Origin of the sequence: Micromonospora sp. NPDC048894, assembly GCF_040649765.1 — a bacterium.
Taxonomy (GTDB): Bacteria; Actinomycetota; Actinomycetes; order Mycobacteriales; family Micromonosporaceae; genus Micromonospora; species Micromonospora antibiotica.
Map to the genome: position 1 here is coordinate 128,941 of NZ_JBEZFY010000002.1, position 23,969 is coordinate 152,909.

At 74.8% G+C, this 23,969-nt stretch carries 17 protein-coding genes; 7 read left to right on the plus strand and 10 right to left on the minus strand.

Going from position 1 to position 23,969, the window contains the following annotated elements; genetic code table 11:
* Window positions 1–170 precede the first annotated feature (170 nt).
* Window positions 171–1,304, plus strand: a complete 1,134-nt coding sequence (locus AB0C22_RS04530) for a glycoside hydrolase family 5 protein (RefSeq protein WP_357533467.1) — start codon at window positions 171–173, stop codon at window positions 1,302–1,304.
* Window positions 1,305–1,421: 117 nt separating this feature from the next.
* Here the strand turns inward: AB0C22_RS04530 and AB0C22_RS04535 are convergent, their stop codons facing one another.
* Window positions 1,422–2,489 (minus strand): DUF4037 domain-containing protein, encoded by a 1,068-nt coding sequence (locus AB0C22_RS04535; RefSeq protein ID WP_219461959.1) that lies wholly within the window; start codon window positions 2,487–2,489, stop codon window positions 1,422–1,424.
* 239 nt (window positions 2,490–2,728) lie between these two features.
* Between AB0C22_RS04535 and AB0C22_RS04540 the strand changes: the two genes are divergently transcribed.
* On the plus strand, window positions 2,729–3,649 hold the full coding sequence (locus AB0C22_RS04540; RefSeq protein ID WP_308290738.1) for a 5'-3' exonuclease: 921 nt from the start codon (window positions 2,729–2,731) through the stop codon (window positions 3,647–3,649).
* A gap of 115 nt (window positions 3,650–3,764) precedes the next feature.
* On the opposite strand, the gene AB0C22_RS04545 is transcribed toward AB0C22_RS04540, so the two are convergent.
* Together AB0C22_RS04545 and AB0C22_RS04550 are read right to left on the minus strand one after the other, a co-directional pair.
* The gene (locus AB0C22_RS04545; protein ID WP_219461955.1) at window positions 3,765–4,652 is read right to left on the minus strand and encodes an MHYT domain-containing protein; all 888 of its coding nucleotides are present in this window, start codon (window positions 4,650–4,652) and stop codon (window positions 3,765–3,767) included.
* 167 nt (window positions 4,653–4,819) lie between these two features.
* Window positions 4,820–7,624, minus strand: coding sequence for a DEAD/DEAH box helicase (locus tag AB0C22_RS04550; protein WP_208565974.1), 2,805 nt, complete (start codon window positions 7,622–7,624; stop codon window positions 4,820–4,822).
* 164 nt (window positions 7,625–7,788) lie between these two features.
* Here AB0C22_RS04550 and AB0C22_RS04555 point away from each other — a divergent pair, with 164 nt between their 5' ends.
* Window positions 7,789–8,478, plus strand: coding sequence for an HAD-IA family hydrolase (locus AB0C22_RS04555; RefSeq protein WP_219469974.1), 690 nt, complete (start codon window positions 7,789–7,791; stop codon window positions 8,476–8,478).
* A complete protein-coding gene (locus AB0C22_RS04560; RefSeq protein WP_219461953.1) occupies window positions 8,475–9,344 on the plus strand; it encodes an EamA family transporter in 870 nt (289 codons plus the stop codon). The genes AB0C22_RS04555 and AB0C22_RS04560 overlap by 4 nt, the downstream gene beginning before the upstream one ends.
* A 62-nt stretch (window positions 9,345–9,406) precedes the next feature.
* Here AB0C22_RS04560 and AB0C22_RS04565 read toward each other — a convergent pair whose 3' ends face one another.
* Together AB0C22_RS04565 and AB0C22_RS04570 are read right to left on the minus strand one after the other, a co-directional pair.
* Entirely contained in the window at window positions 9,407–10,333 is a 927-nt protein-coding gene (locus AB0C22_RS04565) for a diacylglycerol kinase family protein (RefSeq protein WP_091240171.1), read from the minus strand.
* A gap of 401 nt (window positions 10,334–10,734) precedes the next feature.
* Window positions 10,735–11,058, minus strand: coding sequence for a TraR/DksA C4-type zinc finger protein (locus AB0C22_RS04570; RefSeq protein ID WP_091240169.1), 324 nt, complete (start codon window positions 11,056–11,058; stop codon window positions 10,735–10,737).
* Between the two features lie 412 nt (window positions 11,059–11,470).
* On the opposite strand from AB0C22_RS04570, the gene AB0C22_RS04575 reads away from it, so the two are divergent.
* The 3 genes from AB0C22_RS04575 to AB0C22_RS04585 all read left to right on the plus strand — a co-directional run bounded on the left by AB0C22_RS04575 (window position 11,471) and on the right by AB0C22_RS04585 (window position 15,531).
* The gene (locus AB0C22_RS04575) at window positions 11,471–13,129 is read left to right on the plus strand and encodes an FAD-dependent oxidoreductase (protein WP_219461950.1); all 1,659 of its coding nucleotides are present in this window, start codon (window positions 11,471–11,473) and stop codon (window positions 13,127–13,129) included.
* Complete coding sequence (locus AB0C22_RS04580; protein WP_357018565.1) at window positions 13,126–14,562, plus strand: ATP-binding protein; 1,437 nt, start codon at window positions 13,126–13,128, stop codon at window positions 14,560–14,562. Before AB0C22_RS04575 ends, AB0C22_RS04580 begins: the two co-directional genes overlap by 4 nt.
* A gap of 231 nt (window positions 14,563–14,793) precedes the next feature.
* Window positions 14,794–15,531 (plus strand): MerR family transcriptional regulator, encoded by a 738-nt coding sequence (locus AB0C22_RS04585; RefSeq protein WP_219461946.1) that lies wholly within the window; start codon window positions 14,794–14,796, stop codon window positions 15,529–15,531.
* Between the two features lie 46 nt (window positions 15,532–15,577).
* Here the strand turns inward: AB0C22_RS04585 and AB0C22_RS04590 are convergent, their stop codons facing one another.
* From AB0C22_RS04590 to AB0C22_RS04610, 5 genes are all read right to left on the minus strand, one after another.
* Window positions 15,578–18,457 carry an AAA family ATPase gene (locus AB0C22_RS04590; protein ID WP_357533471.1) on the minus strand — a complete coding sequence of 960 codons (2,880 nt, stop codon included), beginning with the start codon at window positions 18,455–18,457 and terminating at the stop codon, window positions 15,578–15,580.
* 197 nt (window positions 18,458–18,654) lie between these two features.
* Complete coding sequence (locus AB0C22_RS04595; protein WP_357533473.1) at window positions 18,655–19,308, minus strand: DUF305 domain-containing protein; 654 nt, start codon at window positions 19,306–19,308, stop codon at window positions 18,655–18,657.
* A gap of 36 nt (window positions 19,309–19,344) precedes the next feature.
* Window positions 19,345–20,112 carry a lytic polysaccharide monooxygenase gene (locus tag AB0C22_RS04600; protein ID WP_357533475.1) on the minus strand — a complete coding sequence of 256 codons (768 nt, stop codon included), beginning with the start codon at window positions 20,110–20,112 and terminating at the stop codon, window positions 19,345–19,347.
* A gap of 187 nt (window positions 20,113–20,299) precedes the next feature.
* Window positions 20,300–23,326 carry a M56 family metallopeptidase gene (locus AB0C22_RS04605; RefSeq protein WP_357533477.1) on the minus strand — a complete coding sequence of 1,009 codons (3,027 nt, stop codon included), beginning with the start codon at window positions 23,324–23,326 and terminating at the stop codon, window positions 20,300–20,302.
* Complete coding sequence (locus tag AB0C22_RS04610; protein WP_357533479.1) at window positions 23,323–23,904, minus strand: hypothetical protein; 582 nt, start codon at window positions 23,902–23,904, stop codon at window positions 23,323–23,325. The genes AB0C22_RS04605 and AB0C22_RS04610 overlap by 4 nt, the downstream gene beginning before the upstream one ends.
* Between the last annotated feature and the right edge of the window lie 65 nt (window positions 23,905–23,969).

Consider the following 23,969-nt stretch of genomic DNA (forward strand, 5'->3'; position numbering starts at 1 on the left):
TGAGCCGTTGCCCGTCGTCGGGCGCCACCCCGTCAGCTTAACGGTCGTTTGGGCCAGGGCCCAGTCCGGCGGTCGGGACGCGACCACGTCCCGGGGTGAACCGTGGCCGCGTCGATCTCGTACCACCGGATGCCTTCCCCGGGTCCCGACGAGCCCGACCGGAGATTCCGATGCACCGACGCGCAGCACTGACCTGGACCGGGGTGGCCCTCGCCGCCCTGGTCGCCGGCTGGGCGGCCCTGGCCGTCCCCACCGCGAGTGCCGACACCGAGCCCGCGCCACCGGCCACGGCCGGCCCCGTCGCCACCGACCCGACCACCGGCACCACCGCTCCCCCGGCCACCGCCACCGACGGGCCCACCGCGGGCCCGGCCAGCGCGCCCGCCGGGTCCCCGGTGGCCGTGCACGGCCGGCTGCGGGTGTGCGGGGTGAACCTGTGCGACGAGGCCGGCGAGCCGATCCAACTGCGCGGGATGAGCAGCCACGGCCTCCAGTTCTTCCCGAACTGCCTCAACCCGGACTCGCTGGCCGCGCTGCGCACCGACTGGCGGGCCGACTTCGTCCGGGTGGCCATGTACGTCCAGGAGGGCGGCTTCGAGACCGACCCGGCCGGCTTCACCCGCAAGGTCGACGAGGCCGTGGCGACCGCCAGCGCGCTCGGCCTCTACGTGGTGGTCGACTTCCACATCCTGACCCCCGGCGACCCCCGGTTCAACCTGGACCGGGCCACGTCGTTCTTCGCCGAGGTCGCCGCCCGGCACGCCGACCGGACCAACGTGCTCTGGGAGATCGCCAACGAGCCCAACGGGGTCGGCTGGGCCGACATCAAGAGCTACGCCGAGCAGGTCATCCCGGTGATCCGGGCCTCCGACCCGGACAGCGTGGTGCTGGTCGGCACCCGGGGATTCTCCTCGCTCGGCGTCTCCGAGGGCGCCGACGAGACCGAGGTGATGGACGACCCGGTCGACGCCGCCAACATCATGTACACCTTCCACTTCTACGCCGCGTCCCACCGGGACCTGCAACGGGCCACGGTGGCCCGTGCCGCCCGGAGCCTGCCGCTGTTCGTCAGCGAGTTCGGCACCCAGACCTTCACCGGCGACGGCCCCAACGACCTCGACAGCGCCACCACCTGGCTGGACCTGCTCAAGAGCCTGAAGATCAGCTATGCGATGTGGAGCTTCTCCGACGGGCCGGAGAGCAACTCGGTGTTCCGGCGGGGCACCTGCGCCGGCACCGATTTCACCGGCACCGCCGTGCTGACCGAGTCGGGGGAGTTCATCCGCAGCCGGATCCGGGGCTGACCCGGCTGGCCACCGACGGTCGGCGTCGCCGCACGCGGCGGGGCCGACCGTCGGTGGCCGCGACCCACCCCGACGGAGACCGCCGCCCGGCGACGCCACGTCCCCCCGGCGATACCGTCAGCCGGCGACGACGGCGCAGACCCGGCGCGCACGATCGGGGTGGGTCAGCACGTCCACGCTGTCGACGTACTGGTCCACGGCCCCGAGCAGCGGCCGGTCCCGCAGTGCCGGGTCCACGACCGCGGCCCGCAGCGCGGCGGCGAGGCGGGGCGCGTCGAGCACCAGGAAGGGCCGCCCGTGGAAGGGGCGGGCCGTGGTGACGACCGGCGCGGCCAGCCCGGTGGCGTTGGTCCACTCACCGACCGTCTCCAGCGCCCGCACCAGGCCCGCCTGCCGGTGCGGCCAGTCGCCCGGCCCGAGGGTGTCCGCCAGCGCCGCCACCACCGGCCCGGCATCCGGCAGCGCGGCGAACGCGGTGCCGAGCCACTTGTCGTACGGCGGCCAGCGCCGGTGCAGCAGCAGACCGAGACGCATCAGGTCGTGGGCCACCCGGGCGGCCAGCAGGCGGCTGCCCAACGCGTCGCCCACCTCGGCACACCGGCCGACGAGATGCTCGGCCTGCCCCACCCGGGTCCACCCGGCGGCCAGCACGTGCCGCCACACGTCGTCCGGATACCAGGCCAGGCGGGCGCGGACCGCGCCGACCGCGCCGCCGAGCCCGTCGTGGAAGACCGCACCCGCGGTCAGTTCGGCCAGCCGCTGGGTCGGGGTGGCGAGCCAGTCGTCGGTGGTGACCGCGACGGTGGGGTCGAAACCGAGCCGGCCCCGCAGCCAGTCCCGCCAGCCCGCCACCTCGACCCCGCTACGGTCCCCGGCGGCGTCGGGCACCCCCAGCCGGGCGGTCGGCCAGCTGAGGAACCGGGTCGGTCGGCCCAGGAACCGGGTCGGCAGGTCGACCAACGCCGCCCGCACCGACGCCAGGTCGGCCGGCTCGGCCAGAAAGATCTGCGCCCGGGGGCCCCAGTCGTGGTCGGTGGAGCGCTCGGTGTCCAGACCCAGCAGCTCCGAACCGCCGTCGAGCAACCCCGCCGAGTACCGCAGGCCCGGCAGTCGGCTCGCCAGCAGCGGCGCGAGGACCTCGTCGTGGAAGCGGCGGCACAGCACCAGACCGGGCACGAACTCCATGCCCGCAGTCTCGCCCCGCCGGCCGGTGGGTGTCACGCCGGTTTCCCGCCACCACCGGTTACTCGACCGGCTCCGGGTCCGGTATGGCCGGGACACCCTCATCGTGGTCACCGTGCCGGTGCGCTGGTGACCCGACGGGTGCGGGAGACCACCGCGTCACCGGCCGGCCCGAGCTGCGGCCCGGGTCGACCGTCGTGCCGTCCCCCATCCCGTCGGTGGGGTGTGCCAGGCTGTCGGGCGTGGCAGACCAACCCCCGATCCTGCTGATCGACGCCCCCAGCCTCTACTTCCGGGCCTACTTCGGGGTGCCCGAGTCGGCGGCGCGGACCGACGACGGCCAGCCGGTCAACGCCGTGCGCGGGTTCCTCGACATGCTCGCCCACCTGGTCCGCACCCGCCGGCCCGACCGGATGGTCTGCGCGCTCGACCACGACTGGCGGCCCGCCTGGCGGGTGGAGCTGCTGCCGTCGTACAAGGCGCACCGGGTCGCCCCCGAGGGAGGTGAGGAGGTGCCGGACACCCTCTCCCCGCAGGTGCCGGTGATCCTCGACGTGCTGGCCGCGATCGGCATCACCGCCGCCGGGGCCACCGGCTACGAGGCCGACGACGTGCTGGGCACCCTGTCGGTCACCCAACCCGGCCCGGTGGAGGTGGTCTCCGGCGACCGGGACCTGTTCCAGCTCATCGACGACGCCCGCCGGGTCCGGTTGCTCTACGTCGGTCGCGGGGTGGCCAAGCTCGACGACTGCGACGCCGCCGCCGTCCGGGCCCGCTACGGTGTCCCCGCCGACCGGTACGCCGACTTCGCCGCGCTGCGCGGCGACCCGAGCGACGGGCTGCCCGGGGTGCCCGGGGTCGGCGAGAAGACCGCCGCCCGGCTGATCGACCGCTACGGCGGCCTGCCCGGCATCCTCGCCGCGCTCGACGACCCGGGCTCCGGCTTCGCCCCGGGGCTGCGGGCCAAGCTCGACGGCGCCCGCGACTATCTGGCGGTGGCCCCGAAGGTGGTCCGGGTCGCCACCGACGTGCCGCTGCCGACGCTGGTCACCACGCTACCCACCGCGCCCGCCGATCCCGACCGGCTGTTGGAGCTGGCCCAACGGTGGAACCTGGCCGGCTCCTGCCGGCGGCTGGTCGACGCCCTCGCCGCGCAGCCCTGACCCGGCCGGCCACGGCTGTGCGGGCCCGGCCGGTGGACGTCCCGGCCGGGCCGGGCCCGGTGCGCGCGACGCACGCCCGGTAAGCGCGGCGGGGACAGTCCCGGCACGGGCCCGGTCAGCGCGGGGGCGGGACGTCCCGGCGGGACGGGAACGGGGTGCCCGGCCGACCCAGGGTGGCCGACCGGCTACGCAGTCCCACCGGGTCCGGGGCGGTCTCCGGTTCGACCACCGGCGCGTTGGCCTGCCGGGCGTGCAGGTAGGCGGCGGCGGCCCGGTCGTCGTCGGTGGGGGCGGCGAGCAACGCGTAGACCAGCCCGACCACCACGAGGATCACCGCGAGGACGATCGGCACCAGCAGCGTGCTCACCCCCGCGCCGGTCAGCTCCCCGCGCCGCTCGTGCAGGTGCACCGACAGGGCACTCATCCCGGTGAAGTGCATACCGTTGACGGCGACCCCCATGACCAGGGCCGACCCGGCGATCGCCAGCCCCCGGCGAACGGTCATCGCCAGCCACAGCGCCACGGTGGCCGCGACGACGGCGATGGCCACCGACAGCCCGACCCGGGTGGCGTCGTAGCTCAGGTCGCCGTTGAGCCGCATCGCCGCCATCCCCGTGTAGTGCATGGCGGCGACACCGATGCCGGTGAACAGGCCACCGCCGAGGACCTTCGCGGCACCCAGCCGACCGGTGCCGACGATGGCCAGGCCGATCCCGACGGCGGTGACGGCGATCACCGTACTGGCGACGGTGAGCGGAACGTCGTAGCGGATCCGGGTGCCGGTGACCGCGAAGCCGAGCATGGCCATGAAGTGCATCGCCCAGATCGCCGTGCCGCCGATCGCCCAGGCCGCCAGCAGACCCCACCAGAAGCGCTGCCCGGAGCTGGTGGCGGTACGGATCCGCCCGACGCAGACCAGACCGAGGAACGAACCGAGCACGGACAGTGCGTAACTCAACGCGGGTGTGATCCACCCGTACTCAAAGTGATTGATCTCCGCCACGGCGGCCTTCCCCCCACTCATTACCGGCGCGTAGGAGACCGCGCCCGAGCAATGATCGGGGAGGCTCCGAGCAGGCGCAACATCGGCCCCCCGGTTTCCTGGCCGGTGCCGTCACGGTGACCGTGCGATGCGTCGATTCACCGCCCGTCGGTGACCGAAAGTGATGATCAGGCGGAGGTGTAATGGGCAAGTACGCCCCGGTTCACGGCCGCGATCGCCTGCCGCGCGGTGGCCCGCAGCTCGATCGACGCCCCACCGGAGTCGGATAGCTGACCGAGCAGGTCGGCGACCTGCCGGGCCCACCGGACGAAGTCCCCGGCGGGCATCTCACCGTCGATCTGGTGCCCGCTGGCGAGCACCTTGGCCAGGGTCTCCCCCCGCGCCCAGCGGTAGATCGGCCAGGCGAACCCGAAATCCGGTTCCCGGGTCACGGTCAACCCCCGCTGCGCCTCGTCGGCCTCGATCTCGCTCCACAACTTGAGCGTCTCGTCGACCGCGTCGGCGACCGGCCCGCGCGGCAGCGACGCCCGCTCGTCGACGTCCCGGCGGGCCTCGAAGACCACCACCGACACGGCGGCGGCCAACTCCGCCGGGGACAGCCCGTCCCAGACGCCCCGCCGCAGGCACTCGGCGACCAGCAGGTCCGCCTCGGTCCAGATCCGGCCGAGCATCCGCCCGGCGTCGGTCACCCGCCCGTCGGCGGACAGGTAGCCCCGGGCGGTCAACAACGCGACGATCCGGTCGAAGGTCCGGGCCAGCGAGCCGGTCCGCCCCGACACCCTCTGCCGCAGCTCCTCCGTGTCGTTCTCCAACCGGCGTCGCCGCTCCGCCCAACGGGCGTGGTCCTCCCGTTCCGGGCAGGCGTGGCAGGGGTGCCGACGCAGCTCGGTGCGGAGCTGGCTGAGCCGGTGGTCCTCACCGGCGGCCTGCCGGGAACGCCCGCCCCGCCGGCCGCCGTGCCGGTCCAGCCCGGTGCTGCTCACCTCGGCCGCGAGATCCCGCCGGGCGGCCGGTGAGCGGTGGTTGAAGTGCTTGGGCACCCGGATGCGGGCGAGCACCTCGGCCGGGGTGGTGAAGTCGCCGGGACTGATCCGCCCCGCCCAACGGTCCTGGGTGAGCACCAGCGGCCGGGGCTCCCCGAACCCCCCGGTCGCCGGGTCGAGGACGACCGCGAGCCCGGCCCGCCGCCCGGACGGCACCCGGATCACGTCACCGACCCGCAACCGCTCCAACGCCGCCACCGCGGCGGCCTTACGCTGGGTCTGCCCCTGCCGGGCGATGGCCCGCTCCCGGTCGGCGATGGCCACCCGCAACGCGAAATACTCGTCGAAGTCACCCTGGTGGCAGACCGCCTCCGCGCCGTACGCCTCGATGGTCTCGGTGTTGCGCTGCACCTGGCGGGCCAGCCCGACCACCGACCGGTCCGCCTGGAACTGCGCGAACGACGACTCCAGCAACGCACGGGCCGGCTCGACGCCGACGCTGCCGACCAGGTTCACCGCCATGTTGTACGACGGCCGGAAGCTCGACCGCAGCGGATAGGTGCGGGTGGAGGCCAGGCCCGCCACGTGCCGGGGGTCGGTCTCCGGCGACCAGACCACCACCGCGTGCCCCTCGACGTCGATGCCCCGTCGACCGGCCCGCCCGGTGAGCTGGGTGTACTCCCCCGGGGTCAGATCGACGTGGGCCTCGCCGTTGAACTTGACCAGCCGCTCCAGCACCACGCACCGGGCCGGCATGTTGATGCCCAACGCCAGGGTCTCGGTGGCGAAGACCGCCTTGACCAGGCCCCGGACGAACAGCTCCTCGACGACCTCCTTGAACACCGGCAGCATCCCGGCGTGGTGGGCGGCCAGACCACGCTCCAACCCGTCGAGCCACTCCCAGTAGCCCAGGACGCTGAGATCCTCACCGGGGATCGCGGTGACCCGCGACTCCACCACCCGGCGGATCTCGGCGCGTTCCTCCGCCGAGGTCAACCGCAGGCCGGCCGCCAGGCACTGCTGCACGGCGGCGGCGCAGCCGGCCCGGCTGAAGATGAACAGGATCGCCGGGAGCAGCCCCTCCCGGTCCAGCCGGTCGACGATGTCGGGGCGCATCGGGCCCCGCCAGCGCGGGCCACGCCGCCCGCCGCCGGGGCCGGCGCTGCGCCCCTCCCCCAGCTCCAGCCGCCGGGTCTGCTCCCGGGTGTAGCGCAGCAGCTCGGGGTGCACGTCGTGCTTGCGGGCCGCGTCGGCGTCGTGGAAGAGGTCGAACATCCGCTTGCCGACGAGCATGTGCTGCCACAGCGGCACCGGCCGGTGCTCGCTGACCACCACCGCCGTCTCACCGCGCACGGTGACCAGCCAGTCGGCGAACTCCTCGGCGTTGGAGACCGTCGCCGACAGCGACACCAGGGTCACCGAGGAGGGCAGGTGGATGATCACCTCTTCCCAGACCCCGCCCCGGAACCGGTCGGCGAGGTAGTGCACCTCGTCCATCACCACGTAGGCCAGGCCGGCCAGGGTGGTCGACCCGGCGTAGAGCATGTTGCGCAGCACCTCGGTGGTCATCACCACCACCGGGGCGTCCCCGTTGATCGCGTTGTCGCCGGTGAGCAGGCCGACCTGCGCGGCCCCGTAACGCTGCACCAGGTCGTGGTATTTCTGGTTGGACAGCGCCTTGATCGGCGTGGTGTAGAAACACTTGCGCCGCACCGGTGGCGTCGCCGGCTCGTCGGCCGCCGCCGACACCGCCGCAGGCGTGCCCCGCAACGCCAGGTGGACGGCGAACTCACCCACCACCGTCTTGCCCGCCCCGGTCGGGGCGCAGACCAGCACCCCGCTGCCCCGCTCCAACGACTGGCACGCCTCGCGCTGGAAATCGTCGAGATCGAACCCCAGGTCGAGGGCGAACTCTTCCAGGGCCGGGAACTGGGCGGCCTGGGCAGCCCGGCGGCGTGCCTCGGCGTACCGCTCGGCGGGGCTCGACATGTCAGCAAGATTAATCGGTACCCCCGACGGCCACCCGCCAAGGCCGTCCGGCAGCGGGGTCGGGGCGGGTCGGTAGGGTGCACGACGTGCCGGATCACGTCGAACCGCCCGAAGCCACGAACGGCGTCGGGGACACCCCCCGAACCGACGCGTCCCGCCGCCCCGTGCAGGCCGTGCTCTTCGACTTCCACGGCACCCTCGCCCAGGTCGAACCCGCCCACGACTGGGTGGTCGCCGCCGCGGCGACGTGCGGGGTGAGCCTGGAGCGGATGCGGGCCACCGCGCTGGCCGACCGGCTGCTCACCGCGGGCCGGGCCGGTGGACCGCTGCCGGCCCGGGTGCCACCCCGACTGGCCGAGCTGTGGGCCGACCGGGATCTCTACGAGCACGCCCACCGGGCCGCGTACACCGGGCTGGCCGAGACGGTCGACACCGGGATCGAGGGCTTCGCCGAGGCGCTCTACGAACGGGTGCTGGTGCCGCAGGGCTGGGTGCCCTACCCGGACACCGCGCCGGTGCTGACCGCACTGCGGGCCGCCGGGATTCCGGTGGCGGTGGTGAGCAACATCGGCTTCGACCTGCGGCCGTTCTTCGCCGCCTGGGGGCTGGCCGACCTCGTCGACGCGTACGCGCTGTCGTACGAGGTGGGCCGGTGCAAACCGGACCCGGGCATCTTCCTGCGGGCCTGCGGGATGCTGCGGGTGGACCCCGAGCGGACCCTGATGGTCGGCGACACCCCCGCCGACGCCGGGGCGGTCGCCGCCGGGTGCGGCGCGCTGGTGCTGCCGGCCGCCGGCCCCGGCCGCCCCAACGGCCTCGGCGCCGTGCTCGACCTGGCCCTGCCCTCCCCATGATCGACACTTCCGGCCGGGCGGCGGCGGTCGGACTGGTGCTCGGCGGGGCGCTGTCGGTGCACTTCGGCTCCGCCGTCGCCGCGCTGCTCTTCCCCCGGGTCGGGGTGGCCGGCACGGTCACCCTGCGGCTGGCCATCGGGGCGCTGCTGATGCTGCTGGTGTGCCGTCCCCGGTGGCGCGGGCACGACCGGGCGGACTGGCTGGCCGTCGGCACCTTCGGCCTCGCCCTGGCCGGCATGAACTCGGTCTTCTACCAGGCCATCGAACGCATTCCGCTCGGCCCGGCGGTGACCCTGGAGGTGCTCGGGCCGCTCACCCTGTCGGTGCTGACCGCCCGCCGGTGGACGGCCTGGTGCTGGGCCGGGCTCGCGCTCGCCGGGGTGGCCCTACTGGGCCAGGGCGGATTCGACCGGCTGCACCCGGTCGGCGCCGCCCTCGCACTCGGGGCGGGCGCGCTGTGGGCGGCGTACATCGTCTGCTCCGCCCGGGTCGGCGGCCGGTTCCCCCGCGCCGACGGCCTGGCCCTCGCCCTCGCCCTCGCCGCCGTGCTCACCCTGCCGTTCGGTCTGGCCGACGCCGGGGCGCGACTGTGGCATCCGGGGGTGCTGGCCCTCGGCACCGGGCTGGCCCTGCTCGCCTCGGTGCTGCCCTACACCCTGGAACTGCTGGCCCTGCGCCGGCTGGCCACCTCGACCTTCGCGGTGCTGATGAGTCTCGGGCCGGCGCTCGCCGCGCTCGCCGGCTGGCTGATCCTCGGCCAGGACCTGCACCCGGTCGAGGTGCTGGCGATCGGCCTGGTGGTCGTCGCCAGCATCGGCGCGGTCCGGGTCGCCGCCCCGCGCGTCGCCGCCCCTCCCGGCGGGTAGGTGGCCGGCGGGTGGGGGCGGTCCTGCCCTGCCCACACCGGTGCCGCCGCCGCAGGGGCCGCTCAGCGCAGCAGCCGCACCGCCCCGGGCACCGCGGTGATCCGCACCGGCAGGTCCAGGGACCGCTCGCCGTCGGCGTACGTGGTGATGCCCTCGGCGGCCACCTCGACGGTACGGGCCCGGTAGCTGCGCACCAGCGGATGCGCCACGTGGGTGCCGGCGTAGATGCGCGGCTTGACCCGGATCAGGGTGCGCCGGTCGAACCGGCCGCCGACCACCACGTCCAGCAGCCCGTCGGTGGGGTCGGCGGCGGGGCAGATCCGCATCCCACCACCGTAGCTGGCGCAGTTGCCCACGGCGATCAGCACGGCGTCCACGTGGTGTTCCGTGCCGTCGAGGCGCAGCGTGTAGCGACGCGGGCGCAACCGGGCCAACTCGACCAGGATCGCCAGGTCGTACCGGCGGGGGCCGCGCGGCCAGCGCATCCGGTTGGCGCGCTCGTTGACGATCGCGTCGAATCCGGCGGCGAGAACCGCGCCGTACCAGCGGTCGGCACCACCGGCGGTGGACATCCGGGCCAGGTCGACCGGGTGGGTGCGACCGGCGCGCAGCGCGGCGGCGATCACCTCGACGGCGGCGAGCGGGTCGGCCGGGAACCCGGTGTCGGCGGCGAAGTCGTTGCCGGTGCCCGCCGGCACCGGGCCGAACGGCACGGCCGTGCCGGCGACCACCTGGAGGGCCTGGTGGACGGTGCCGTCACCGCCGACCGCGACCAGCGCGGACGCTCCGGCGGCGACCGCCGCGCGGCAGGCCGCCTCCGCTTCGGCCGGGGTGTGCGCGGTGAGCAGTTCCACCGGCCGACCGGCCGTGGCGAGGCCGTCGAGCACCCGGGGCAGCAGACCCCGATGGCGGCCCCGGCCGGCGGTGGGATTGGCGAGCACGGCGACCGGGCCGGCCGCCCGGTGATCGTCTGCGGTCACGGCGAGCACCGTACCGGTTCGTACCACGCTCCGGCTCCCCTGACTGCGGCGTCCTGATTGGGCGCCTGGTCGATGGTGACGCCGGGGGTCAGCTCGCGTAAGGCATCCTAGGTAGCTAGGTGGTTGATGGGGCGGTCGTCGGGGCCGGCGGCCCGGTGGGTGGGTTCCCCGGCATCATGGCGGGGCGGAACGGGGTTCCGAGCTTCCCCGGCCTCCCGGCAGGACACCGTTGCCGGGAGGCCGGGGAGAATCCGCCCGCCGGGGCGACCGCCCCGCTGGCGGCCGGCCCGACACCAGCGAGGCCATCAATCAGAAAGGCCGGCCACCGGCGAGGCCATCGACCGGAAAGGGCAATCAGCGGATGGGGTCCCCGACCCCATCCCGCCCCACCGCCGGCTACGGACGGCCGGTCAGCCGTGCGCCTTCTGCTGGCAGGGAACGCAGAATCGGGCCTGCGGCAGCACCTCCAACCGTTCCGCCGGGATCGCCGCCTCGCAGCGTTCGCAGCGGCCGTAGCCGCCCTCGGCCAGCCGTCGCAGCGCTGCGGCCAGGTGGTCCAGGCTCTGCCTGGTGGCCGCGATCAACGCGCCCCGGGTGTGCGCCTCGGCCGGGTCGCCGGTGTCGGCGGTCAGCTCGGTCAACCGGGCCGTCTGCGTCGCGAACTGATCGGTGAGGGCCTGGCGGAGCATGGTCAGCCGGTGCTGCTCGGCCTGGTGGTGCAGGTCGGTGCTCATGGCGTGTCCTTTCGGGGCACCGCGCTTCGGGAAGCGGGGAACGACGGGCAGAAAAAGGGACGGAAACAGAAAAAGGGCCGAAGCCGAAATGGCTTCGCCCTGGTGGCCGATCCGGAGGAGGAGCGTTTCTCCGGGTGGGCCACGCCCGGCGGGGATCGGGCTCGGCCGCCCCTGGGTGGGCACGACGGCGGACTGTGCCGCACCGGGCGCCACCGCCTCGAACCGGCCGACCACGACCGCCGTCACCGGAGAACCGGTGGCGGTGGGACGGCGCAGTCGAACGGCCAGGGACATGAGGCCCACCATAGGCCGCGCCCCGACGAAAGCCAACGGATAACGCCACGGACACCCGCCGCCGGACCGCCCCGGCGGCGCGGCGGCCCGGACCGCCCGCTGTGCTTACATGGGCACCATGGCACAGCCGGTGATCCTCACCATCGACGACGACCCCGCCGTCTCCCGGGCCGTGGCCCGGGACATCCGCCGCCGGTACGGCGACCGGTACCGGGTGGTCCGGGCCGACTCCGGCTCCGGCGGGCTGGACGCGCTGCGGGAGATCAAGCTGCGCGGCGAACGGGTGGCGGTGCTGCTGGCCGACTACCGGATGCCCGAGATGAACGGAATCCAGTTCCTGGAGGCCGCGATGGACCTCTTCCCGGCCGCCCGCCGGGTGCTGCTGACCGCGTACGCCGACACCGAGGCGGCGATCGACGCGATCAACGTGGTCGACCTGGACCACTACCTGCTCAAGCCGTGGCACCCGCCGGAGGAGAAGCTCTACCCGGTGGTGGACACCCTGCTGGAGGCCTGGGCGGCCAGCCCCGACCAGGCCAGCGACGAGATCCGGGTGGTCGGGCACCGCTGGTCGGCCCCGTCGTTCGCGGTCCGGGACTTCCTCGCCCGCAACCTGGTGCCCTACCGCTGGCTGCTCACCGACGACCCGGAGGGTGGCCGGCTGCTCGCCGCCGCCGGGGCCGACGCCACCGACGTACCGCTGGTGGTCACCCCGGACGGCAAGGCGCTGATCGCCCCGACGGAGGCGGAGTTGGCGGCGGTGGCCGGGCTCACCGTCGCCCCGTCCGCCGACTTCTACGACCTGGTGGTGGTCGGTGGCGGCCCGGCCGGACTCGGCGCGGCCGTCTACGGGGCGTCGGAAGGGCTGCGCACCGTGCTGGTGGAGCGGCGGGCCACCGGCGGCCAGGCCGGACAGAGCAGCCGGATCGAGAACTACCTCGGTTTCCCCGACGGGGTCTCCGGCGCCCAGCTCACCGACCGGGCCCGCCGGCAGGCGTTGAAGTTCGGCGCGGAACTGCTCAGCACCCGCGAGGTGGTGGGGCTGGAGAGCGCCGGAGCGGCCCGGCTGCTGCACTTCGGCGACGGCAGCACCATCGCCGCCCACACGGTGGTGCTGGCCACCGGGGTGTCCTACCGGGTGCTCGACGCGCCCGGCCTGGCCGACCTGACCGGGCTGGGGGTGTTCTACGGCGCGGCGTCGACCGAGGCCCCGAGCTGCGTCGACCAGGACGTGTGGATCGTCGGCGGGGCCAACTCGGCCGGCCAGGCGGCGGTGTACTTCTCCCGGTACGCCAGCCAGGTGCACCTGCTGATCCGGGGCGCCGACCTGACCGCCTCGATGTCGTCGTACCTGATCCAGCAGCTGGAACGCAACGACCGGATCGTCGTGCACCCGCACACCGAGGTGGTCGGTGGCGACGGTGACGGGCACCTGGAACGACTGCGGCTGCGCGACACCCGCAGCGGCGACGTCCGCGAGATGGACGCCAGTTGGCTGTTCATCTTCATCGGCGCGGAACCACGCACCGAGTGGCTGGACGGGGTGCTGGTCCGCGACGAGCGGGGCTTCATCGTCGCCGGCCCGGACCTGACCGCAGGCGGCCGGCGACCACCCGGCTGGACCCTGGCCCGCGACCCGTACCACCTCGAGTCGAGCCTGCCGGGGGTGTTCGCCGCCGGGGACGTGCGGGCCTCGTCGGTCAAGCGCGTCGCCTCGGCGGTCGGTGAGGGCGCGATGGCCGTCTCGCTGGTACACCGTTATCTGGAGGCACAGTGAGCGACTCCGACGAACGACTCACCCCGGACCAGCTGCGGGAGCTGTTCCTGTTCGCCGCCCTCGACGCCGGGCAGCTCGACTGGCTGGCCGAGCACGGCCGGGTCGAGCAGCGGGCCGCCGGGACCGTCGTCTACGCCGAGGGCGAGCCGGCGACCTGCTTCTTCACCCTGCTGTCCGGCACCGTGTCGATGAGCCGGCGGGTGCACGGGGACGACCTGGAGGTCAACCGCACCGACCAGCGCGGGGTGTACGGCGGGGCCACCCAGGCGTACCTGGGCGGGCAGGTCGACCAGGTCTACCTGAACACCCTGCGGGCGGTCACCGACGCCGAGTTCCTGGTGCTGCCCTCCGAGACGTTCGCCCACGCGGTGCGGACCTGGTTCCCGATGGCGATGCACCTGCTGGAGGGGCTGTTCTTCGGGATGCGCGACACCCAGAGCATCGTCGGCGAGCGGGAACGGCTGCTCGCCCTCGGTTCGTTGTCGGCCGGGCTCACCCACGAGCTGAACAACCCGGCCGGCGCGGCCGTACGGGCCACCTCGGCGTTGCGGGACCGGGTCGCCGGGATGCGGCACAAACTGGCGATGATCGCCGACGGCCGGCTCGACGGCAGCCGGCTGCACGCCCTGGTGGAGTTGCAGGAGGAGGCGGTGAAGCGGGCCGCCCGCGCCCCGCAACTGTCCCCGATGGCCGTCAGCGACGCCGAGGACGAGCTGGCTGACTGGCTGGACGGGCAGCGGCTCACCGCCGGCTGGGACCTGGCGCCGACACTGGTCGCCGCCGGCTTGGACGTCGCCTGGCTGGAGCAGGTCCGCGAGGTGGTCGGCCCGCAGGACCTGGAGTCGGCGGTGCGGTGGCTTGCGTACACGTTGGACACCGAGCAGTTGATGGCCGAGATCGACGACGCGGTCACCCGGATCTCCACCCTGGTCGGCGCGGCCAAGCAGTACTCGCAGCTGGACCGGGCCCCGCACCAGGTGGTGGACGTGCACGACCTGCTCGACGCCACCCTGGTGATGTTCAAGGCCAAGATCCCGCCGGGGGTACGGGTGGTCCGCGACTACGACCGGGACCTGCCGCCCCTGCCGGCGTACGCGGCTGAGCTGAACCAGGTGTGGACGAACCTGATCGACAACGCCCTGTCGGCGATGGGCGCGCAGGGCGTGCTGACACTGCGCACCGGGCGGGCCGGCGACCTGTTGACGGTCGAGGTGGCCGACACCGGACCCGGCATTCCCGAGGCGGTACGGCCGCGCATCTTCGAGCCTTTCTTCACGACCAAGGGCGTCGGTGAGGGCACCGGTCTGGGGTTGGACATCTCGTACCGGATCGTGGTCAACAAGCACCACGGCGACATCCGGGTGGACAGCGTGCCGGGGGCGACCGTGTTCCGGGTGCTGCTGCCGTTCACCGCGCCCGCCCGCGCCGGCTGACCGCTGGGACAGGCTGACCGGTGGGACAGGAGTGGAGAGACCGGGCGATACGGGACAGTGATCGCGCGCTCACGGAGGATAATGGTTGATCGCCGACGGGGACAAGTAGTGGTTCCCCTCCTGTCGCCCGGCAGTTACCCGGTCATACGCTCGGCCCCGGGGAGTCCCGCCGTCCGCCGCAACCGGCCGGCAGGTCGCCGTACCCCGTCCCCGACGCCTGCGGAGGCCACCGTGACCATCGACCGGGTGACGACCGGGCCGGCTACCGCCGGCACCGCGGTCGGATACACCGTGGAGGAGCTAGCCCGTAAGGTGGGGATGTCGGCGCGCAACATCCGCGCCCACCAGGCCCGCCGGCTGCTGGCCCCACCGGTGCGCCGGGGTCGGGTAGCGCTCTACGACGACTCCCACGTCCGCCGCCTCGAGGCCATCCTGACCCTGCAACGGCAGGGCTTCAACCTGGTCTCCATCGAGGCGATGCTCGGCGTGCGCAGCGGCGACGAGGCACCCGACGGCCTGACCGCGATGCTGCAACGGCTGGCCACCGAACGGCCCGCGCTCACCCACGCGCTGACCCGGCACGGGGTGCTCGGACGTGCCCCCGACGGCACGGTCCGCACGGTGCGGCCCCGGCCGCTGCGCGCCGCGCTGGACCTGCACCGGGTACGGATGGGCACGGTGCCGGCGTTGCAGGCGCTCAGCGAGGTGCTGGACAGCGTCCGGCCCCTCGCCGACGAACTGGTCGCGGCCGTCACCGCCCGGATGTTGGCCCTCGCCCCCGAACTGGGTGGCACCGGTGACCGTCCGTCGTGGTCCGACGTGGACCGGGAGACGATCCTGCTGACCCAGGGGGTGGTCAACGTGCTCACCGAGGCGTTCCGGCTGGCGGTGGAGGACCAGGCGGAGGCCTACGTCGCGGACCTGCTGGAGAATCCGCCCGGCCCGCAGCGGCCCGTCGACAACGGCTGACCGGGTCGTGACCGACCCGTGGGCCGCTCCTGCGTCGCGGGGCCGGTCAGCGGTCCGTGTCGTCGAAGCGGGACACCCAGGCGACCAGACCGGACCGGGACTCCACCCCCGCCTTGCGGTAGATCCGGGTCAGGTGCGCCTCCACGGTGCGGGGGCTGATGTGGAGCTGACGGCCGATCAGCCGGTTGGTGACACCGGTGGTGGCCAGCCGGGCGATGTGCCACTCCCGGTCGGTCAGCGCGGTCTCGGCGAGCGCCCGCAGCGGTCGGGCCAGCCGCAGGCCGACCCGGTCGGTGCCGCACCGGGCCGCCAGTTCCAACGCCCGGTGGCGGGCCCGGGCGGCGGTGGGACCGCCCTGGTCCACCACGTCCGCCGCGCGGGCGATCGAGACCAGGGCCAGGCTGTGCCGCAACACCATGCCGGCGGCCCGGAACCGGTCCGCCGCGGCACGCAGGTAGGGCATGGCCGCCGCCACCTCCCCGCGGGCGAGCAGCACCTCCCCGTACGCCGACTCGGCGAAGGCGCGCTGCCCGGGCAGGTCGATCAGGTCGGCGGCCACCAACGCGGCCTCGGCCCGGCGCTGCGCCTCGGGCAGTTCCCCGGCGGCCAGCGCCGCAGCGCAGAGCAGCTCGTGCCACATCGGACGCAGGGATGCCTGGAGGCGGGTCAGTCGGCTGTCCCCACCGGCGTCGGTGAGCATCTCCCGGCAGGTGACCGGGTCACCGGCGAGCAGGGTCGCGGTGGCCAACGCGGTCGCCGCGGTGCGCCCGGACCAGCTGTCCAGGTCACTGGCGTACTCCACCGCGCCGCGGGCCAGCGCCACCGCGCGTTCGTCGTCGCGGGGGCCGCCCCGCCAGGCGGTGCCCTGCGCCTCGAACGCGAGGGCGAAGCTGAGCAGGGAACGGCTGCCGATCCGGCGGGCGACGGTCCCGGCTTCGGTGGCCAGCGCGATCACCGTGCCGAGCTGCCCCCGGTGGTAGGCCACCTGGCTGCGGCCGAGCAGCAGTTGGCACAGGCCGTCGTCGCGGTGGGCGTCACGGACCAGGGCGATGCCGCGGTCCAGGTGCCGGCTGGCGTCGGCGGGGCGTTCCAGGAACAGCTCGGCCAGGCCCAGGGCCAGCAGACAGTCGGGGTGGTCGCGCAGGTCCCGGTCGGGCAGCGCGTCGACGATCGGCGTCGCGGTGGCGAGCAGGTCCCGGGCGATGGCGACGTCACCGTCGTGGGCGGCGGCGAGTACCCGTACCGCGAGCAGACCGGCCCGGTCGATGCCGCTGGCGTCTCCGTCGGGTGCGCCGCCGGGCACCGGCGCGGGGTGGCCGGACAGGATGCCGACGGCACCGAGTTCGGTGGCGAGCTGGTACGCCCCGGCGCTCGGCGTCGGCATCCTGATCAGCTCCCGGCGGCTGATCGCGGCGGCCTCCGCGTAGTTGCCCAACAGCCGTTCCACCCGCACCCACTGGGCGACGGCGGCTGCCCGCCGACCCGCCGGGTCGGCGGGCAGCTCCGGGACGACCTCCCGCAGCAACGTCCGGCTCTCGGCGAGGTCGCCCGCCTCCCCGGTGATCCGGGCCAACAGCAGGGTGACGTCGTGCCGGCTGTCGGGGGAACCGGCCGGTGGGCGTAACGCGCGCAACGCCGCCCGCAGCCAACGGACGGCCAGTTCCGGGGCCTCGCGGCGGATCTCCCTCGCGGCCCGGCAGAGCACCTCGACGTACGGTTCGACCGGCCGGTCGTGGGGCAGGCCGAGCAGCTGTTCGGCCTGCGCCACCCGTTCCGCCGGAGGCGCGTCCCCGGCGAGCAACGCGGTCAGCGCTCGGTGGTGGGCCTCGGCCCGCCAGGCCGGGTCGGTGTCCTGACGGACCGCCGAGCGCAGCAGCGGATGTCGGAAGGTGAACCGCGAGGTCGCCGGGACGACCCGCAACAGGTCGCGGCGGACCAGGCGCCACGCGGACTCGTTGACCAGCGGTGGGGGCAGGCCGGCCACCTCGGCGAGCAGTTCCACCGCGCACGGCGTGTCCAGCACTGCGGCGGCGCGTAGGCACGCCGTGTCGGCCGGGGGCAGGCCGGCCCACTCGGCACGCAGGGTGGCCACCGCCCGGTCGGTGAGCCGGGGCGGGCCGGTCGACGGGGCGTCACGGTCACCGGTCGGCACGACGCCGGCCAGTGCGGTGAGGTGGCCGGGGACACCGGCGGCCCACTCGTGGCGTTCGTCCAGCTCATCCGGGTCGTCGTCCGGGTAGAGTTCGACGGTCTCGGCGAGGCTGAGCGGCTCCAGCTCGATGCGTTCCCGGCACCGACCCGCCGGGACGCCGGTGGCCGGTGGGCCGAACGGCATCGCGGTGGCCATCTGCCGGGGCCGGTAGGCCAGGATCAGCAGCAGCGGCGCGGGCACCGGGTAACGCAGCAGGTGGGTGACGAGCCCGATGGAGGCGGTGTCGGCCCAGTGCAGGTCGTCCAGGACGAGGGTCAGCCCGTCCCGGGCGGCCAGGGCGAGCAGCCGGCGGGCCAGTTGATAGGTGCGGAACAGCCGCACGTCGACCGGGCCGGCGAAGCGGGGCAGCAGCGCGCCGTCGGGTTCGGCCCCACCGGTGGGAGGTCGCCGTGGGTCGGCCCGGGGTGGCCGGGCGGTGCCGAAGGCGTGCCGGAAGACGTGGAACGGGATGCCCTGTTCGGCCTCCGCGCCGGTGCCGACGACGAGGGGCAGGGCCGGGGCGCAGCGGTCCAACGCCGCGTGCACGAAGCGGGTCTTGCCGATGCCGGGGTCGCCCACCACCTCGCAGACCACCTGCGTCGCGGTGCGTACGCGGTCGACGTGCGCGGCGCGCAGACGCGCGATCTCCGGGTGCCGCCCGACGAATGGTGGGCCGGCCACCGCGTTCTCCAGCCCAGCTGCCATCACGCAGATCACGTGCTTTCCCTGCGACACTCCAATGAGGATTGACGGGACTATACCGGGGACCAAGGAAGACGAGGAACATCGATTCCGTCGGGGTGGCCGAACGACTCCCACCCGCTGACCGTACGGGTGGTTATTTCAGCCGCTTGCGCTATGGCTCCGGCACCCCACCGTACTGCTGACGTCGGCTGGCGGGGCCGGTCGTCCGCCGACAGCTGCCCGCCCGGTCAGGGCGCGACCCGGGCCACCGGCAGCTCGGTGAGCAGCCGGACCTGCGCGGTACGGGACTCGTCGATGCGCCGGGCCAGGTCGCGCACGATCGGGGAGACCGCCGACGCCCGGTGGGCCCGGGCCAGCCCGGCCGCCTGCCGTTGCTGCACCACCAGCACCGCCACCAGGGCGGCGTCGTACCCGGTGACGGGGGTGTCCCGCAGCCGGGACACCGGGTCGGGTGCGCCGCCCGGGGCGGGATGCTCGTGCCGGTGCCCGCCGGGCTCCGCCCCGGCGGCGCGCAGCCACTCGCGGGCCTGGGCGACCTCGTCGGTCTCGGTCGCGTCTATGGCGGCGACCAGGGTACGCAGTCGCGGGTGGCGGATCCGCTGCGGCGCGACCCGGACGATGACCAGGGTGCGCTCCTGGTGGGCCGTCATGGTGTGCAGGAACACCAGGTCGGATCCGCCGATCACGGGCGGCGGGCCGGACCCGCTCGACGGGGGCGGCCCCGGGGTGGCCGGGGACACGGCGGGCGCGCACCCGGTGAGCAGCACGACCGCGCCGACCACCACACCCAGCCGGCGCAGGCCGGGACGGCGGCGGTCGGACCGGGTGCGGTCGATGGTGGACGGTGGCGCTACGCCATCCGCCTGCCGGGGTACGGGCACGGCCCGGATTCGGTGGACGGGCACGGTCGACGCCGGTCAGACCCGGGTCCACAGGGCGGGCACGTACGGCGGCTCCCAGCCCGGGAGCGCGGTGTGCGCCTGCCGGCACCGGTAGCTCGCCCCCTGGTAGGTGACGAGGTCGCCGACCTGGTAGCTGCGGCCGGCCGTCCAGGTGCCGCCGGCGGTCGGCGAGGGCCCGGGAGTGGTCGGGGGCGGGGTGACCGTACGGGTGGGGGTGGGGGTGGGGGTGGGGGTGGGAGTCGGGGTACGGGTCGGGGTGGGGGTCGGGCCACCGCCGCCGAGTTGCACGTCCACACAGGAGTAGAAGGCGTTGGCGGTGTCGGCGATGTTCCAGACGGCGAGGATCTTCTGCCGGCCGGTGAGGCCGCCCAGGTTGACGGTGTGCGAGACGGTGGCCTCGGGTTGCCGGCCGCCGCCGTCGACGACACCGACCCGGGTGTCGCCGACGAAGTACTCCCAGTTGCTGGTGGCGTGCCGGGCGGTGTTCACCCAGGTGAAGGTGAGTGTGCTGCCGACCGGGGTGGCCGGCCAGCCCCGGTTGTCGTCGTCGAGGACGGCGAACCCGGTGATCCCGGCGCTGCAACTGCGCAGCCCCTTGCGGCCCTCGACGCTCTGCGGCTCGTACCGGATCTGACCGCAGTCGGGCACTTTCCCCTGGGCGCAGAGGGCCTGGCGGCTGGGCGGGGCGGAGACGTAGCCGTGGGCCTGGGCGGGCGCGGCGAGACCCAGGGAGGTGACGACGGCACCCGTCGCCAGCAGGGGGACGGTGACGGTTCGACGCATGGGGACCCTCCTCGGGGCGGGACGTGCGGTCGACGGCGGGCGCCGGACGGCCCTACGACGCGCCGCTCGGATCGAACCCGGTGACTGCCCCCACGGTAATTTAAAGTTTGTTAACAGTAAAGTGGCAGACGGTTCCGCGTCGGGCGGGACGCCGTCCGATCGGCCGCCCGGTGTGGGTCGTGGACGGTCAGGGCGGACCGAGTGCACCGACCACGGTGGTCACCACAGCGGTGAGCAGCCGCTCGTCCAACGGCTGTGCCGTCACGACCATGGACACGGCGACCAGGTTGTGTCCCACCCGCACCAGGACGAATGCCGTCGCACCGGTGATCCGGCTCCGCCCGCTACCGACGGCCAGCGCATAGTCGACCCGCCAGGACTGCTCACCCAGGGCCGGGGCGGGACGGCCCCCGACGGTGAACCGCACGCCACCGCTGACGAACCGCCGACAGGCGGCCCGGGCGGTCTCGGCGGCGGCGAACACGCCCCCGCCCACCGGCCCGACGTACGAGGTGACACCGACCTCCACCGTGGTCGAGGCGATGCCGAGTCTGCCGCGTGGGGTGGCGTACCGCGCCGCCGCCCGGGCCCGCTCCCCCGGTCTGAGCCGGTCGAGGTAGCTGTCGCGGGCCAGCGGGACACACTCGGTAGGCTCGATCCGATCGTTGCCGGCGGCGGTGACCGGTCGGGACTCCCAAGACGTCGGTAGCGCCGACCGGACGGCATCGACGGCGACCCGCGCCTCGGCAGCGGTGAGTCGTCGCCCGGCAGCGGGCGGCGGGTCGGGGACCACCCGTGCCGACGGGGTCGGCGCGTCAGGGGCTGCGCGGGAGGCGGACGAGGTGCCGGCCGTCGGCACCGGGACCCGGACGCCGGGCACCCCCGGCCCGAGCACCAGCACGGTCACCGTCAGCACGATCGACACCGCCGCCGGCAGCACCAGCCGGGTCGGCAGCACCATCCGGCGGGGTACGGCCCGGGGCAGCAGCACCGGCACGACGAGGGCCGCCAGATACAGCAGCCAGACCAGCGGGTTGCCCACGGTCAGCCGCAACGCCGACCCGTCGGCGGACCGCCCGGCCAGGACCGCGTCCAGGTACTGCACCAGCGCCGACCCGAGGGTCGCCGCGGTCGCGGCGAGCAACGCCCCACCGAGCCGGTCCGCGACCCCGCCCCGACGGCCCGGGGCGGGTGAATGACCGGCCCCGGGGTCCGACGGGGACGCGGGACCGGGGTCGCTCGTCGGACCGGGGTCGGACCCGGCTGCGGTGATCACCAGGACGACGACGCCGACGAGCCCGGTGAGCAGCCCACGGGCCTGTGCGTCGCCGACCGCCTCGTCGAGGGTGCCCGGCGGGGCGAACCGCAGCTGCCCGACCGCACCACCGGCGCCGACCAGCACGGCCACCGCGACCACCCGGACCCGGGTCGAGTCGACCATCCGGCGGGCCAGGGAGCCGCCGTGGTGCCGGTCGGCGCGTCGGGCGGTCACCAGGAAGCGCACGCCCAGCAGTACCGGCAGCCCGAGGGCGAGCAGCAGCCAACCGGTGTCGGGCAGGTCGTAGGCCAGCCAGATCCGCACCAGCTCCGGGTCGGACCAGAGCGGTGGCAGCCCCGGCACCGGCCAGAGCACCGCGACCGTCACCGCGAGGGCGGTGGCGTGCCCGGCGTACCGCCAGCTGCCGGTGCGAGGTCGGGCCAGGTCGGCCAGCGCCGACGCGACGAGCACGCAGAGCGCCACCGCGCCCGCGCCGAGCACGCCGGTCACCGCGGCGAAGACCAGACCGGCGACCGCCCCTTCGGCGAGGAAGAGTCCCGCGCTGCCGGGCAGTGGCAGCACGGCGACGACCAGGGTCGCGCCGAACAGACCCAGGCCCGTACCGGCGACCGGACGCCACCAGCCGGGCGCGGTCGCGGACCGGTGGGCGGTGGTCGCCCGCCGCAGCAGCGACGGAAACAGCCCGCCGACGAGCAGCACGGCGGCGACCCAGACGTCGACCAGCCGGGGCAGCCAGCCCAGCGCCGGGTAGTGCGCGTTCGCGACGAGTTCGTGGACGGCGGCCATGCTCACCACCGTCACCGCGCCGACCGCCATCCCCTGGGTGACCTCACCGCCGCGCCGGTCCGACGACTCCCGCAGCGACCTGATCCGTTGCTCAGGAGTCGGGTGCCGGGCGAACACCGTCCGCAGCGCTGCCCGCGCCGGCCCGCCGCGCACCCGTCCGCCGCCGTCGGCGCGCGCCCGTGCGCCGTCGGCGCGCAGCAGGGCGGTCAGTGCCCCGGCCTGGTCGTCCCGGGCCGCCTGCCGGTCCGCCGCCCGTTCACGCGCCCGCAGCAACGCCGCCGACAGCACCGCGACCAGGGTGGCCAGCAGCCCGGCCCGCAGGAACGCCCCGGCGACGGTCCGGTTCGGTCCGAACACGCCGACCTCCAGCAGCCCACCGACGGCGACGGCCGGCAGGGGCAACCAGACCAGGGCGCGGACGGCGGCCACCCACACCACGTCCCGGGCCCGGACGTGGGCCAGCTCGTGGCGCACCACCGGGTCGAACCGTCGCGGGTCCCGGTGGGCCAGGGCGAGCCCGACCGGGAGGACGACGATCGGCCGTCGACCGACGACCCCCACGGTGAACGCCTGCCGCACCGGTGGACCGGCGATCAGCAGGCGCGGTCGATCCCGGCCGGTCAGTCCCTCGGCGGCGCAGAGCACCGCGAACCGCTGCGCCGCCGCGCCGACGGTGAAACGCCGGCGCCGACGTAGCCGCCACAGGTCGACCGCCGGCACCGCCACCAGCAGCACCGCCGCGCAGCCCAGCACGACGGCGACCGCGACGAGCAGCACCAGGGCCCGCTGTCGGGTCGGCTCGGCCAGGCAGTCGGTGAACCCGGGTGGCACCGGGTCGACGGTGGTCGCCCCGAACGCCCGCTCGCAGGCGTCGAACGCCACCGCCCAGGGCAGGCTGAGCGACCGGTCGGCGAGGAAGTACAGGTCTCCCGCACCGACGCCCACCGCGCCGAGCGCCGCCACCACGAGCAGGTACCACCAGCCCAGCCGGTCCGGTGCGGGACCGGATCGCGCGCCGACCGCCCCGACGGGTTGCCGAGGGCCGGGCCCACCGGCGCTCGACGCCGAGGCGGGCCCACCGGCGGGACGGGTGGCGCCCGGTCCGGCCGCGTCGACCGGACCGGGCGGACCGGTGGCGGGTCCGGTCACCGGTCGTCCGGGGTGACCGTCGCGCCGATCGTGGCATCGGCGAGCAGGTCGGCCGCCTCCGGAGGCAGGCCCAGCGCGAGCGCGTGCCGCCGGCAGGCCGCCCGCAGCAGGACCGCCTGCTCGGCGGTCAGCTCCAGCCGGTCCTGCTGTGCCGGTGTGCCGGGAAGCGGGGCGGCGGACGCGCAGGCGGCCGGTCGAGGGTCGGCCGACGTGCCGTCCCGGTCCCCGGCTGGCGGGGTCGACGACGGTTCGGTGCCCGGGGACGGTTCGGACGGGCGACGGCGGCGACGCCAGCCGGCCAGGATCCCGGTGCCGATCCCGGTCGCACCCAGGACGAGCACCTCGCTGGTGGCGGCGGCGACCGCCTGCAGGAACAGCTCGCCGACCAGTGACGTGTCGATGCCGAAGCCGACGGCGCTGCCCGGTGCCCCCGACGTCCGGGCGGGTCGCCCGGTGCCGGCCCGCCAGTCGGCGGCGACCGCGTCGAAGACCTCCAGCTCCTCCGGGGCGTAGCGGGTGACGGCCGTACGGGCGGCATCGACGACGAGGACGGCGACCTGCGGTGATAGCTCGAGCACCGCCTCATCCTCGCGCCGGCGGGCAACCCGACGGCAGCGGCGGTCGGGAATCGGTCAGCCGACCT

What these genes read in the sequence shown, in the direction of transcription:
- AB0C22_RS04560 (WP_219461953.1), top strand. Translation starts at nt 8,475, where the DNA reads ATGATCGACACTTCCGGCCGGGCGGCGGCGGTCGGACTGGTGCTCGGC.
- AB0C22_RS04570 (WP_091240169.1), bottom strand. Translation starts at nt 11,058, where the DNA reads ATGAGCACCGACCTGCACCACCAGGCCGAGCAGCACCGGCTGACCATG.
- AB0C22_RS04575 (WP_219461950.1), top strand. Translation starts at nt 11,471, where the DNA reads ATGGCACAGCCGGTGATCCTCACCATCGACGACGACCCCGCCGTCTCC.
- AB0C22_RS04530 (WP_357533467.1), top strand. Translation starts at nt 171, where the DNA reads ATGCACCGACGCGCAGCACTGACCTGGACCGGGGTGGCCCTCGCCGCC.
- AB0C22_RS04600 (WP_357533475.1), bottom strand. Translation starts at nt 20,112, where the DNA reads ATGCGTCGAACCGTCACCGTCCCCCTGCTGGCGACGGGTGCCGTCGTC.
- AB0C22_RS04550 (WP_208565974.1), bottom strand. Translation starts at nt 7,624, where the DNA reads ATGTCGAGCCCCGCCGAGCGGTACGCCGAGGCACGCCGCCGGGCTGCC.
- AB0C22_RS04535 (WP_219461959.1), bottom strand. Translation starts at nt 2,489, where the DNA reads ATGGAGTTCGTGCCCGGTCTGGTGCTGTGCCGCCGCTTCCACGACGAG.